We start from the raw sequence: 14,642 nt of genomic DNA, 5'->3' as shown, positions 1-14,642 counted from the left end.
TTCCTATGAAGCAAGTATTTTAACTCTTCTGATTATGAGTATTAATTTACTTAAATCAAGTTTATAAGCGACCATCTCATCTAAAAAGCTATTGTAGCGCTCTATATAATCCTTATCATTAATAGCCCAAGTTTGAACCTTGTCTACATGATTATCAGTAGCTTTTATAACTTTAACAGCTAGCTTATGTTGATAATTGCTTAAATCATCTAATAAATCATTAATTAAGCTGCGATCCCAATAGGAAGAATGGCTTTTCATCTTGCCAGCAACTGTTCTAATCATATCAAATCTTAGCAGCGACTTTAATTCAAAGTATATTCTACCAGCCTCAAGGATGGACAAAGATGTCTGCTCAGCAACAGATATAACGTCCAGCGCATAAATAAGAATACGTAGATCAGCAACCCTTTTTGCTAGATCTTTATTTATGTTAAGCTCTAACAAAGAAGCTAATCCATGATTATAGACCTCTAATAGGTGCTCATCTAAAATATCATGGCCTAAAGTTTCAATTGCACCCCTAAATTTTGTAACACCATCTAGTTCTACAAGATTAAGCTTACCAAGATTTTTTACTAACCAAAATGATACCCTACCAATAAATTTTTGCACACTTCTCACTACTTGCAAATATGAATCAACATCAATTTTTCCATCCAATTCATCAATTTTCTGCCAAAGGCTACTTAAATTATATAGGTGATTAACAACGATATATATGTTAACTGCTTCATGTACTTTAATTCCAGTACTCTCAACCAAATTATTAATAAATATACAGCCCATCCTATTTACTACATCGTTTGTAATGCAAGTAGAAATAATTTCCCTACAAAGTTGGTGTTTCAATATGGAATCCTTGAACTCTGTTACTATCCTTTGTGGAAAGTAATTTAGTAAGTAATCACAGCACAAAAAATCTTTTTCAGGTAGCTCAGAGTGTATAACTTCATTTTTTATTGCTGTTCTTGCATAAGACATCAGAACAGAAAGCTGAGGAGAACAGAAACCTTCTCCATCAGTTAACATTCTTGCTACCTCTTCTTCAGTTGGAAGAAATTCTACATCTCGGTTTAGCAGCCCAAATTTCTCTAAACTGAGTAATAATTTATGGTGCTGCTCTAATCTTTCTTTAGCTTGTAAGCACTCAAGAAGCAATGCTTTTGTTTCAATCCTGTTATGGTCTTCAAGCACCTTAAATGCAACATCGTCTATCATGCTAGTCAGTATTTCATTCCTTTTTTCTAAGGAAATTTTCCCTACTTTCATAAAAGCAATTTTGATATTAACTTCAAGATCGGAACATATTACTCCTGCTGAATTATCGACAAAATCTGCATTGATATACCCACCTATTTTAGCATATTCTACCCTTCCAAGCTGCGTGCAACCAAGGTTACCACCCTCTATAAACATAGAAGCTCTAATATCCTGACCGTTTACTCTTAATTCATCGTTTGCTTTATCACCAACCATAACGTGACTTTCACTCTTTGCCTTAACGAATGTGCCAATTCCTCCATTCCATATGAAATCCACTTTTGCCTTGAGCAGATATCGGATCAAGTCATTTGGAGATAGTGTATCTTCCGTTATATCAAAGCACTTTTTCATTTCTTGAGAAATGTCTACTTGCTTGCTGCTACGCTCAAATACCCCGCCACCACGAGAAATCAAATCTTTGCTGTAATCCATCCAAGTTGAAAACGGTAATTCAAAAAGGCGTTTACGCTCTGCGAAACCCTTTGCTGAATCAGGATTTGGATCAATGAAAATATGCATATGGTTAAATGCGCCGATTAAACGTATATTTCTTGAAAGCAGTATGCCATTTCCAAACAGATCGCCAGCCATATCTCCAATTCCAATAACAGTTGTATCCTGGTAAATATCCTTATTCATTCTCCAAAAATGGCGTTGTGCTGCAATCCATGCACCTCTTGCTGTAATACCCATCTTTTTGTGGTCATAACCTGCTGATCCACCAGATGCAAATGCATCTTCGAGCCAAAAGTTACATTCAGAGGATACTTCGTTTGCATAATCAGAAAATGAAGCAGTGCCTTTATCTGCTGCAACTACCAAATATGGATCATCTTCGTCATACCTAATCACATTTTCTGGTGGAGTTATTTTGCCATCAACTACATTATCAGTAATATCAAGCATTCCTCTGATGAAATTCTTATAGCATTCAACACCTTTCTCCCTTAAAATGTTTTTGTCTTTATAAACTTGCTTTATTACAAACCCACCCTTTGCGCCAACAGGTACAATGACCGCATTTTTTGTCATCTGGGCTTTCATGAGTCCCAAAACTTCAGTGCGAAAATCTTCCGTTCTATCCGACCATCTCAAACCACCACGAGCCAACTTCCCTCCTCTTAGATGTATTCCCTCAAAAAGGTTTGAATAAACATACAATTCACGGTATGGGCGCGGGTCAGGTAAACCATTTATTTTACTTGAATCAAATTTGATAGATAAGTATGGCTTATCATCTTGATAATAACTGGTTCTCAAAATTGCCATTATCAAGTTAAATATCGAACGCAAAACGTAATCATGTGAAACGTTGCTGATCTCTTTTAGTAGTTCTTCAATTTTTTCCTGGAAAATGTTAGTAGTTTCTGCTCTATCAATATCTATATTAGGATTGAATCTTGCACGAAATAGCTGTATCAGATATTTCACTATTTTTGGGTACTCTGAGACCACTTTTTGGATATATTCTGGGTTATAGTTAAATAACGTCTGCTTTAGATAGGCACTTAGCACCCTAATAAGAAGCACTTCCTTCCATTTGAGCCCAGCAATAATGATCAAACTGTTGAAATAGTCATTTTTAATTTCCTTGTTGAACACTTTTGCAAGCGTTATTTCAAATTGCTCTTTCAGAGTAATGTCACTTATTAACTCATCGACTCTTGACAACACAAAGTGGTGTATCCATATTCCACCATTGATTTCTATATAATAACCATTATGAGATAGAATTTTTGCCCCTAAATTCTTAGTAATTTTTAATATCTTTGATAATTCAAGACCACCATTGCTTGGAGTGTAAACTTTTAACTGATAGTTAAGATTGTCACAAGTAAGTCTCAAATCAACCTCACTTACTCCTTTCTTCCTTACTATCTCCAATTTTTTCATGTCGTAATATGCATCATGAGGTTCAAAATCCTCTTGATAGCTTACCGGAAATGCATTGGAATAGCGGATGAATACATCCTCAACAGTGCTAAAAGTATTATATAAATTGTCTATAAAACGATCTTCCCACTTTTCCGTAATGTTTCTTAATTTGTTTTCGATATGCAAAACTTCATCATCAAGAACGCTAGCATTTTTGGCCTTTAGTACTACATGTAATTTCATCAGATCATATTCATTGATAATGTGATTGTTATAAATATCTGAACTTCCTGCACTTGTTTCATCCTTCAATATATCACGTATCTTGAACATTAGCCTAGCGCTAGCATAACGCATCGGTATCAGTACTATGCAACTAATAAAGTTCCCTAGCTTTCTCAAAAATAACTTGACTTTTGGTCTAATCGCAAGAGACATGATCGAGGTGCAAGTTTCAAATAACTCGTCTTCATTTGATTGGAATAATTCGTCACAAGAAAATGACTGTAAAATGGAAATTAAAGCTTTATTGTTATGGCCACCAGGAACAAATCCTGCCTTTTTTTCTATTGTTGTAATCTTATCCTTTATTACCGGAATAGTTCGAATATCTTGCACTTCTGCTATAGAAGTAAATAGCCCAAAAAAATGCTGTTCCCTTATTACATCACCCTGATCATTAAATTCTTTCACTCCTATACAATTCATATAGGTACGCCGATGAACTATTGAGATTAGGTCTGATCTTAGTATGTATAAAGAATTCAAGCTTTCAGAAGAAATTGATGAATTTTGGTACTCTTCACTTGCTCTCATTAACCCGAGGCTTTCCTTACCACTTAGAGCAAGCTTTCCTTCTTTATTAGTAATGTATTCTTGATAACCTAAAAATACAAAATTGTTATTTTTCAACCAAGCTAGAAAATCTCTGCTTCCAGCATCCAATGCCGGATGCTCAAGAAGCTTCTTGAGCATCAATTGCCAGTCCTTTACAACGCAGTTAACTGCTTTTAGCGTCTTTCGTAGAGATTCTTCTAGTGTATCAACAAAGCTACCACTTATGCCTTTAATAATTACATATATTACTGACTCTTTGATTCCATTACTTTCTTCCAAAAGATGAATTTTATCTATTAGGCTATTTTTTCTTTGAACATTAATTATGCTGTTACTATAATAGCATATAGTTAAACCGTGTGACTTAATAGTGGAAATGACAGAATCCACTAAAAAGGGCATGTCATAATTTGTGATTTTAATTATAGTGAAATTGCCTTCTATTCCTGAAATATCATTTACATTACTTACTGCCAATTTACTTTCTTCTTTTTCTTTTTTAAGAATGAAGTTGTATGCATCTTCTGCAATGTATAAAAGAAATTTATCGTTGACTTTTAGGTCACTATTATAAACAAAATTATAAAAGTACTGTATAAACTCTTTAATTTTTTCTTTCTCTTTTTTATTCCCTTGATCAACTAGCTTAAATAAAGACTCAACATTAACATTATGATTTATACACATTTTTCAAAACAAAAATACACAGCGAATCTAGATCTTTTTAACTAAGATTTCGTTACCAGAAGTATACACTATTAGCTCATCTCCTTCTACTATTTCCCCCGATAAAACTAACTTAGCTAGATTATTCTGAATGCATTCTTGTATTACCCTTTTCAGAGGCCGCGCTCCATATTCAGGGTCATATCCAGTTTGTGCTATTAGTTCTTTAGCTTCTTGCGATAAACTAATACTCAGTTTACGCTTAGCAAGCATCTTTTGTAAATAAGAGAATTGAACATCTATAATTTTATCAATGTCATCTTTGGTTAAGCTGTGGAATATAATAATTTCATCCAGTCTATTTAAAAATTCTGGACGAAACGCTGACTTAACTATTTTCATCACCTCATCTTTCACAGATTCGGTAGCTCCTCTTAGCATCATCTCAGCTCCAAGGTTAGAAGTTAAAATTAGTATGGTATTACGAAAATCAATTAATTTGCCATGGCTATCGGTGAGTCTACCTTCATCCAAAATCTGCAGTAATATATTAAATATGTCTGGATTTGCCTTTTCTATCTCATCAAACAAAATTACCTGATATGGTCTTCTCCTTACTGCTTCGGTTAATCTGCCACCTTGTTCATAACCAACATATCCTGGAGGCGCACCAATTAACTTTGAAACGGAGTGTTTTTCCATATACTCTGACATATCAAAGCGTAGAAGTGCTGATTGATCATCAAACAAAAATTCGGCAAGAGATTTTGCTAACTCTGTTTTTCCAACTCCGGTTGGACCTAAGAATAAAAATGAACCAAAAGGTCGATTAGTATCCTGAACACCAGAACGGGAGCGCCTTACTGCATTACTTATCGCTTCAATTGCATCTCTCTGCCCTATTACTCTTTTTCCTATTTCATTTTCCATGTTAAGGAGCTTTTCCTTTTCACTATGCATCATGTTATCAACTGGAATGCCTGTCCATTTTGAAACAATATTTGCAATATCACTCTCAGTAACTTCTTTCTTTAGGAAACTATCAGTAACTTTTTCCTGATTTTTTAACTCATTTTCAAGTTGAGGAATCACACCATACATCAACTCCCCTGCCCTTCCTAAATTTCCATTGCGCTGAGCCAATTCTAGCTCTTTCCTCGCGTTATCCAATTTTTCAGCAGTTTCTTGTATTTTAGCTATTTTATTCTTTTCCATCTGCCATTTACTGCTTAAGTCAGCAAATTTACTGTTTAGACTCTCAATTTCCTCATTTATCTTTTTTAAACGTTGCCTAGAGTTTTCATCACTTTCTTTTTTCAAAGCCTCTGACTCAATTTTCAGCTGTATAATCTTTCTTTCAAGCTCATCAACAACCTCAGGCTTGCTGTCCATTTCAATTCTAACCCTACTTGCTGCTTCATCAATTAAATCGATCGCTTTATCAGGTAAAAACCTATCTGTTATATATCTATTAGAAAGCGTTGCAGCAGCGATTATTGCACCATCTGTGATTCTAATACCATGGTGCACCTCATACCTCTCCTTCAAACCCCTCAGTATTGAAATAGTATCAGTCTCAGTCGGTTGAGAAATAAACACAGGCTGAAAACGCCTTGCAAGCGCAGGGTCTTTCTCTATATGTTGACGATACTCATCCAAAGTTGTAGCCCCTATACAGCGAATTTCTCCACGCGCAAGAGCAGGCTTGAGCAAATTTGAAGCATCCATCGCACCACTTGTTGCTCCTGCTCCCACTAAAGTATGAAGCTCATCTATAAACAAAATAACTTTTCCCTCTGCTTTTGAAATCTCATTAATCACTGCTTTTAGTCTCTCTTCAAACTCCCCTCTAAATTTTGTTCCAGCAATTAATGCACCAAGATCCAAAGCTAAAACTTTTGCATCACGCAAACCAAGTGGTACATCATTTGCAACAATTCTGTTTGCTAAACCTTCAACTATTGCAGTTTTTCCAACACCAGGTTCACCTATCAGTACTGGATTATTTTTTGTTCGCCTCAACGATACCTGCATAGTTCTTCTGATTTCCTCATCACGACCAATTACAGGATCAAGCTTACCTTGCATAGCAAGCTCTGTAATATCTTTTGTATACCTCTTTGCCGCATTTAATTTTTCCTCGCTATTTGGAGAGTCTGCACTGCCACCTTTTCTCATTTCTGCAATAACTGAATTTAATTTTTGCGGTGTTACACCACCTTCTGCTAAAATTTTACCTACAATTTCATCTTTTTGTGCAGCAAGGCCCTGCAACAACCGCTCAACAGTAACAAATGTGTCTTTATTTCTCCTCGCAATACCAATTGAATCATCAAAAACTTTTGCTACCTCTCTTGAAAGCTGAAGTCCACCACTACCTGGTCCTCCAACCACTGGAAACTTTTTAATTGTACTACTCACAGCATCAGAAATATTCTGAATATTTCCACCACAAGTGCCTATCAAATCCTGAACTAAACCTGACTCATCTTCAAGCATTACTTTAAGTAAATGTTCAGGCATAAAAATCTGATGCCCAGCTCCCAATGCTTTCATTTGAGCGCTCTGGATTAGGCTTTTTGCTTTTTCGGTAAATTTATTCAAGTCCATAATACAAATTTAACTCATACTTGCTGATATATATAACAACTACTTTCTCAATTTTAAACTTAAAGTCATTCAGCATTCAACCACTATGGATTGAAATCCATAGTGGTTGAATATTTGATCGTAGGGCTTATCTTTGTTATGCCTTGACCTTAACACAGCTACATTTCTAGGTTTTTTTCCATCATCGTTTATAATGTTAGGATTAGCGCCTTTTTCTAGCAAAAATTTGATAATCCTTAAATCACCATAATATGCAGCATTATGTAGTGCTGTGCTTACATACTTGTTAATAATGTTTACGTTAACTCCCTCATCTATTAAAAACCTAACTATCTCTAAACATCCCCTTCTGCAGCGTAATGTAACGCAGTTAACTTAGGCATGTGTGTATCAGTATCTAATAAATTTTTTACTGAGAATTTTACAGTTTCTAAGTTACAATTTTGAGAAGCAATGCGTAATATCGTTTTATAATTATCTGCAGCTTTTGCCTTCATGTAGTAATAGGTAGCAATAATACATACTATTACTGTTATAAGCCACCAAAAATGCAGCTTGTTTTTTGTATCTTGACTCAATTTATCCATATTCAACATCTTTTTAATATTAAATAGATCATTTACTCATTTTTTATTAACATTACTTACTCAAAGATGCTGACAACATAGTAAGGTAACCCGAGTTGGCTTTGTTGCATAGCGAGTAGAGATGGGAGAAAAAAGGGAGAAAATCTAAAGAAAGTGGTTACTTTATTAAGAAATGAACATTTTGTAGAGTATATGCCAAAGAAGATGAAAGTCAGTAATCATTAAAGAGTATAATCAATTTTTAGAAAAAAGAGGAAATGTCTTTCATTTTATCGATGAAGCTATAGAAAACTGGTACGAAAGTTCAGAAAAAATTCCTGGAGATTTATAGCGATAAGGTTGTTATTGCAGTACATATAGTCGTTAATCTATTTAGAATAGGCTTAAGGCAAGCAGTTGGATTTATAAAAGGATATTTACAAAGTATAGTGAAGAATCTCCAAGTATTCACAAGCTTCTCGTCAAACTTAATTTGAAATTATGTGACCACAGAACAGATAAAAATGACATAGAGAATATTGAAATTGCTATAGATAGTACTGTAATGCATATTTATAGTAACAGTACTCAACATAACAAAGATAACGCCAAGATAAGGAAGTATAATGGTACAGATCAAATAAGAAAGCTACATGTTGCTTTGGACGTAAACAGCAAAAAGGCAATAGCAATTCGATATACTAATTTTCTTTCACATGATAGCATCTAAAATACTAAAGGAAATGGGTGATATCTATAAGATTAAGTCTCTGCGTGCAGATGGAGCTTATGATACAGATAATTTATATAAGTTGTGCAATCAATACAACTTGAAACCCATCATAAAGCCAAGAAAAAATCTGCAGCAATATAGATTATCTATCAGAAAGAAACAACAACATTAGTATAAGGAAAACTTACCCACTGGAAAAAGAAGACAAGGTATGAAATACGTTCACGTATCGAGAGTTTTTTCCTGAGGCTCAAAAAAACATTTGGATTTAGTTTTAAGAATAAATCTGAGGTAAATCGCTCTCAAGAGGTGCTTTTAAAATGCTATTTGATTAATAACTTTACTGATATAGGTATGCCTATTTTCAAATTTGCCTCGTAAATTCCTTTCATTACTCCTCCTCATTCCTTGCCATTCAACAAAGCCTCCCATCTCTACTCGCTATTCAACAAAGCCTGGGAAGGGCTGTAATAGTTTAGACTTAATCTGACAAGCATGAATTATCTGACAGAAGAATCGACGAAGTCAAAACCGATATCAGAATCTGCTTTAATGTTATCAATATTTTTTTGGTAAGCAATATGCATACTGTCAAAAAAGGTCTGCATAGGAGTCTTACCGTAGCAATACTTACCAGAATGAGGTCTAGCTCTATTGTAAGAATGCAACTAATGATCAACATCTAACTGAAGCTCTTCCAAAGTACTATAAATCTTTTTCCTAAAGATAATATTGTAACATTCGTCTTGCATAGTTCTATGAAGCCTTTCACATATACCATTAGTCTGTGGAGAATAAGCTTTGGTTCTAGAGTGATCAATATTTTCTATTCCCAAATATAGCTGGTACGCATGATTCCCTGGTTTGCCACAATACTCCGTACCTCTATCGGTTAAAATGCGTAGCAATGGAACTTTCTGTTCATCAAAAAATGGTATAACTCTATCATTGAGAAGATCTGCAGCTGTTATGGCAGTTTTCTCCGTATAAAGCTTAGCGAAGGCCACTCTAGAGTAGGTATCAATAAAAGTTTGTTGATAAATTCGTCCAATACATTTGATATTGCCTACATAATAGGTATCTTGACTACCTAAGTATCCAGGGTGTTGTGTCTCAATTTCGCCATGTGCCTCTTTTTGTTCCTTAGCTTTTTCTAAAGCAGTAACTTGCTCCTCTGTCAAAATTATACCATCTTGTACTACCTTCGCTTCCAGCGCTTTCAATCTCTTTTTAAAATTTTCAAGATCGTTTCTTTGCCATATTGATCTTATCCCGCTAGCAGATATTAGAATTCCTCTCTTTTTCAGTTCATTTGCTGCTCTTTCTTGTCCATATGCTGGAAATTCTATTGCTATTTCAACTACTGCTTTTTCTATATTCTCTGATACTCTATTTGCATATAATGGCTTACTTTTACTTATCTCATGTAATCCCTCTTCTCCTCCTGTTTCATATAGTTCTTTGAATCGGTAAAATGTATCTCTCGAATATCCCATCACTTTACATGCCTGCGATACATTCCCTAATTGTTTTGCAAGTTCTAGCAATCCTAACTTTGGTTTTAATATTTTTTCTTGTGTTGTACTCATATCTGACACTCCTTTAAAATTTGTTTATATTTTTATCTTACTCTATTCGCTTGTCAGATTAAGTCTAAACTATTACAAAAAATTTTTACTAAGTACAAAAAATATTACTTCTAGTATGAGTCACAAAGGTTGTTGTTATGATAATGCTGTTTCAGAGAGCTTTTTTAGTTCACTTAAGAGAGAGTTACTCATTGATACTTCACAACACTCTGCACAACAAGCTAAAACCGCAATATTTGAATATATAGAAATTTTTTATAATAAACAGCGTAGACATTCTACTATTAACTATTGCATTCCTGAGCTTTTTGATTCATCATTCTCATAGCAAAAACGTCTTAACTTTCTGTCTACTTTTTCTGGGTAAGGTCAGGTCAGAGAAAGGGCTACTTGCATGACATGAAAAGGAGCACCGAGCAGATCACTTCTTCACAAGGATCTTATCAGCAACACGTATATCAATTATGCTCCAATTGCTAAAAGTAAAGTCGGTTGTATTTTGCAAGTGGCTTAAATAATCCCATGCGCTATAAGGATTATCTTCAGGCAATTTTACTGTGGCACTGTCATCGAGTATGATATTCCATCTTCTATTGCCTACATAAACACAAGAAGAAATATGATCACTTAATTGAGTTTTCCTCTCTAGTATATATTTAATGAATTTTAGGCTTGATAACGAATTTTGTCCTTTGATTATAACGAGGTTATCTATCTGGTAATCATCTACGATTACTTTACCTTCAGAGTCAATTACTGAAGTTTTGTTATCATCTTTCCAAAGAGCAAAAGGTTTGTGTTCATTTACATCAATGCGTAAGGTGTTGGGTAAAATCCTATAAATTCTTACATGTTTTATCCATTCGCTTACAGATTGTATATTATCTGTTAGTTTTGAGAGTGATACATACATGATAGGTTGTGTTCTATCTACTAAACTTAGAATGTCCTGTTCATTTGTAAATTTGTTTCCAGTAACGGTTACTTTGTCGATTGAAAATCCATTGCTAATTAATAAGCTCGATAAGCGATCGTTACACCAAGTAAAGTAGTAATTGAATCGATTTGTTATTTTATCAAGTGAACTATAAAGTACTAGTGTAAGGAAAAGTGCAGTTATAATCATGAAAGCACACTTGCGCAAAAAACTCCTTTGTCTTCTAGTAACATTGTTCAACATCGGCTTGATCTCTAATATTCTTGTGGTGTAAACTGTCTTTGACAATAATTTTAATTAATTCATTAAAATCAATTCCTTTTGTCAATTTTGCAATTTCTGGTATTAACGATAATTCAGTAAAGCCAGGATGTGTATTAATCTCAAGCATTTTTAAAGTGTTATTTTGGGGATTATAACGGAAGTCTGAGCGGGAAACAGTTTTGCATCCTAAAAATTGATGAACTTTTAGTGCGTGTTCCAAGGTCATTCTATATATGTTGTCAGGAATTTTAGCAGGAAATATATGTTCTGCAAATCCATCTGTATACTTTGCTTCATAATCATAGAATTTATTTTTTGGTCGTATTTCCATAGTGCCAATTGCTTCGTTCAGCAACACAGCAGTATGTAACTCTATACCCGGTATGTATTCTTCTATGATCATCTTTTCCATTATAGTAGAACTGTTATTTTTCAGCTCTAAGTAATCCTCATGTGAGAAAATCATGTGTACTCCAATGCTTGAGCCTTCGTTAATCGGTTTTAAGACGTACGGATAATCAACTTTAATATTATTTTTTAGCACATCTTCTCGACTAATTACATAGCCTCTTGGAGTGTCGATATTAAGAGAATGGAATATATGCTTTGACATCACTTTATTCATAGCAACAGCCGAAGCCATAACTTCTGAGTGTGTATATTTTATACCTAAAATCTCCAGTAAACCTTGAATACAGCCATCTTCACCATAAGGTCCATGTAGAGCAATAAAAGCAAGAGCGGGATTAGTTTTTTTAAGCTTTTGAGCAATGTTGCTATCAACATCTATTTCTATTGCATTATATGAAAGGCTATCAAGCGCCTTCTTTACTGCTTTTCCGCTCATAAGCGATATTTCTCTTTCGCAAGAAAATCCACCACTTAAAATTGCTATAGTTGGAACCATAAGCACCCTAATATTTTGCTATATATCATATATAAAAGATACTTTTATCTTCAATAGAAAAAACGCTTTGAAAAATTCCACAGCTGTACAGATATTGAAACTTGCAGATGGTGTCATGCAAACTGGTTCCTTTATGATCAGACACCAGATTGCAAGTAAAACTGGAAGATCTTTTTCAGTAATATTCTTTAAAAATTTAATTTTGTAATCCACTTGATTTCCACTTTACATCTTTGTAATCAACTGTTTCTACACCTTCAATGTCATATTGATCAGCAACTACAGATAGTTCCATTTCATGATCTATTAAATAACCTTTCTGCTAATTCTTGAGTGGGCTGCTTAGTAAGCTCAACTAGTTTAGTAAAATGCTGTAAAGTTTTTTTACTGAAAGATACATTAGCATTTGCCGTAAGTTTTACCAAAGTTCATGAGTAATTGTACAATATTTTCCTGAAATTTTCAAGAAAGTAAACTTATCTGGAAAGTAATTATGCTGATATAAATATTACAATTTTATTAACACATAAATGCTACCGTGGCGTTAGTTTTTTAATTTAGGAGTATATTATGGTTATACCTACACAAAACTCGAATTCATTAACGTCTCAGGCACGTAACCTATTTCATATTTGCCACAAAAACTGTGAAGAGGCGTTCAATGAAACAGATAAACCTCTATGCAAGACTAGATGTGACGCTTTCTTTCCAGTGCCTGAACCTCGTTCACAAATTAGTGAGAAATTAGTAGATATTGCAAACAATCTCCGTTTTGAGAGTGCACAATTATCGTCTATGGCAGATGAAATAGACGCTTACAATTCAATGTCTATTTAATCAAAAAAATGTAAGTCTATTTTTGTACTCTATGACCCTAAATTTTCATCAAAATAAGCTGTCTTATCCTTTTTTTCTTTATACTCTTCTGCTGCATCTAGGGGTTGCTTTTTAGCTGTAATGTTTGGCCATTTTTGCGAATATTCTACGTTTATGTTGTAAAATGATTTAAAGATTTTTTGTTCATTGTTCAGCAAGCCTTCGTCTAGTTCTATAATATCTTTTATGGAATCATCAGTTACAATCGCATCCACTGGACACTCAGGTATACATACTCCACAATCAATGCACTCATCTGGGTTAATCACAAGCATATTTTTACCTTCATAAAAGCAGTCAACGGGACATACTTCTACACAGTCCGTATATTTACATTTTATGCATTTATCTGTAACAAAATGCGTCATAAAACACTGTATATTTACATTATCTTGGGTACACTAAATTGATAAGAAATTCAAGCCTTTTATGAAGATAAATAAATTAAATAACGAAGAATTAGAAATATGGCTAAGCTTGGCTAGAACTGTGGGACCAGTAAAGTTCTTTAGTATACTTAGAGCATGTGGGTCGCTATATGAAGTGCTTAAATATCTTAATAAGTTGACTAACAAGGATTATGGAATTCAAAATGCACGGGAAGAAATTAAGAATGCAGAAAAAATTGGAGCCAAAATAACACCAGCATGTGATCCAGATTACCCTGAAATTTTAAGGAATATCTCTGGTTGTCCTCCTGTAATAACTACACTTGGTGATGTATCATTATTAAGTCGTGAGATAATTGCAATAATCGGTGGACGTAATTCTTCAATGAATGGAAGAAATTTTGCCAATAAGTTGGCACTCGATTTAAGCGAAGCTGGTTTCATCATAATTTCTGGTCTTGCAAGAGAGATTGATACTGCAGCAAACAGTGTAATATACAAAAATTACCCCACTATTGCTGTTACAGCAAGCGGAATTGACGTAGTATACCCAAGAGAAAATTTTGATCTATACAAAAGAATCACTGAAAATGGCGGATTAGTAATTACTGAGCTTCCATTTGCTACTAAACCAAAGCCTCAGTATTTTCCCCAAAGAAACCGAATTATATCTGGCCTTTCACTCGGTGTTGTGGTAATTGAAGCATCAAAAAAGTCTGGTTCTCTCATCACAGCAGATTTTGCTTTGAATCAAGGAAGAGAGGTGTTTGCAGTTTCTGGTTTCCCTTTAGATTCACGCTGTAGTGGTAGTAATTATTTAATTAAGAACGGCGCTAAACTTGTTGAATCCGCTGATGATATAGTAGAGAGCGTGAGATTTAGTTTACCTCTGCAGCAAAAAAATCTATTTGATACCGTTGCTGACCAAAAACAAGAAAAATTGCAACAGGCAAAATATGTTATAGTTGATCATATTAACTCTGTACCTGTTGATATAGATGAACTTATATTAGCAAGTGGACTTTCTGCCAACATAGCTCTAATGGCTCTTTTAGAACTAGAGTTGGAAAACAAAATAGAGCGTTCTCCGGGGAATAAAATATCATTAATTTTCTAGATTGCTTTAG

Annotated in this window: 9 protein-coding genes and 3 pseudogenes; 5 read left to right on the top strand and 7 right to left on the bottom strand. The window is 34.3% G+C overall.

Features of this window, described 5'->3' with window-relative positions; all coding sequences use genetic code 11:
• Nucleotides 1-3: 3 nt before the first annotated feature.
• From ABWU52_RS03020 to ABWU52_RS03010, 3 genes and pseudogenes are all read right to left on the bottom strand, one after another.
• On the bottom strand, nt 4-4,665 hold the full coding sequence (locus ABWU52_RS03020) for an NAD-glutamate dehydrogenase (RefSeq protein WP_353277512.1): 4,662 nt from the start codon (nt 4,663-4,665) through the stop codon (nt 4-6).
• Between the two features lie 27 nt (nt 4,666-4,692).
• On the bottom strand, nt 4,693-7,254 hold the full coding sequence (gene clpB / locus ABWU52_RS03015) for an ATP-dependent chaperone ClpB (protein ID WP_353277510.1): 2,562 nt from the start codon (nt 7,252-7,254) through the stop codon (nt 4,693-4,695).
• A 69-nt stretch (nt 7,255-7,323) separates the two neighbouring features.
• Nucleotides 7,324-7,841 (bottom strand): annotated as a pseudogene (locus ABWU52_RS03010) (ankyrin repeat domain-containing protein).
• A 472-nt stretch (nt 7,842-8,313) separates the two neighbouring features.
• On the opposite strand from ABWU52_RS03010, the gene ABWU52_RS03005 reads away from it, so the two are divergent.
• The gene (locus ABWU52_RS03005) at nt 8,314-8,550 is read left to right on the top strand and encodes a hypothetical protein (RefSeq protein WP_211908071.1); all 237 of its coding nucleotides are present in this window, start codon (nt 8,314-8,316) and stop codon (nt 8,548-8,550) included.
• Entirely contained in the window at nt 8,537-8,725 is a 189-nt protein-coding gene (locus ABWU52_RS03000) for a transposase (protein ID WP_139686480.1), read from the top strand. Before ABWU52_RS03005 ends, ABWU52_RS03000 begins: the two co-directional genes overlap by 14 nt.
• Before the next feature lie 328 nt (nt 8,726-9,053).
• Here ABWU52_RS03000 and ABWU52_RS02995 read toward each other — a convergent pair.
• A pseudogene (locus ABWU52_RS02995) lies at nt 9,054-10,142 on the bottom strand (IS481 family transposase).
• Nucleotides 10,143-10,254: 112 nt separating this feature from the next.
• On the opposite strand from ABWU52_RS02995, the pseudogene ABWU52_RS02990 reads away from it, so the two are divergent.
• Nucleotides 10,255-10,470 (top strand): annotated as a pseudogene (locus tag ABWU52_RS02990) (integrase core domain-containing protein); the annotation flags it as partial.
• Nucleotides 10,471-10,563: 93 nt separating this feature from the next.
• On the opposite strand, the gene ABWU52_RS02985 reads toward ABWU52_RS02990, so the two are convergent.
• Together ABWU52_RS02985 and ABWU52_RS02980 are read right to left on the bottom strand one after the other, a co-directional pair.
• Nucleotides 10,564-11,322 carry a cell division protein FtsQ/DivIB gene (locus tag ABWU52_RS02985; protein WP_353277507.1) on the bottom strand — a complete coding sequence of 253 codons (759 nt, stop codon included), beginning with the start codon at nt 11,320-11,322 and terminating at the stop codon, nt 10,564-10,566.
• A complete protein-coding gene (locus ABWU52_RS02980; protein WP_353277505.1) occupies nt 11,303-12,256 on the bottom strand; it encodes a D-alanine--D-alanine ligase in 954 nt (317 codons plus the stop codon). Before ABWU52_RS02980 ends, ABWU52_RS02985 begins: the two co-directional genes overlap by 20 nt.
• A 564-nt stretch (nt 12,257-12,820) precedes the next feature.
• Between ABWU52_RS02980 and ABWU52_RS02975 the strand changes: the two genes are divergently transcribed.
• Complete coding sequence (locus ABWU52_RS02975) at nt 12,821-13,087, top strand: hypothetical protein (RefSeq protein WP_353277504.1); 267 nt, start codon at nt 12,821-12,823, stop codon at nt 13,085-13,087.
• Nucleotides 13,088-13,116: 29 nt separating this feature from the next.
• Here ABWU52_RS02975 and ABWU52_RS02970 read toward each other — a convergent pair whose 3' ends face one another.
• Nucleotides 13,117-13,494 carry a ferredoxin family protein gene (locus tag ABWU52_RS02970; RefSeq protein ID WP_353277503.1) on the bottom strand — a complete coding sequence of 126 codons (378 nt, stop codon included), beginning with the start codon at nt 13,492-13,494 and terminating at the stop codon, nt 13,117-13,119.
• A 61-nt stretch (nt 13,495-13,555) separates the two neighbouring features.
• Here ABWU52_RS02970 and dprA point away from each other — a divergent pair, with 61 nt between their 5' ends.
• On the top strand, nt 13,556-14,632 hold the full coding sequence (gene dprA / locus ABWU52_RS02965) for a DNA-processing protein DprA (protein ID WP_353277501.1): 1,077 nt from the start codon (nt 13,556-13,558) through the stop codon (nt 14,630-14,632).
• Nucleotides 14,633-14,642 lie beyond the last annotated feature (10 nt).

It is taken from the genome of Wolbachia endosymbiont (group B) of Villa cingulata (assembly GCF_964028285.1).
Classification (GTDB): Bacteria; Pseudomonadota; Alphaproteobacteria; order Rickettsiales; family Anaplasmataceae; genus Wolbachia.
Note: the sequence above shows the minus strand (reverse complement) of the source record. Positions and strands in the feature narration are given on the sequence as shown.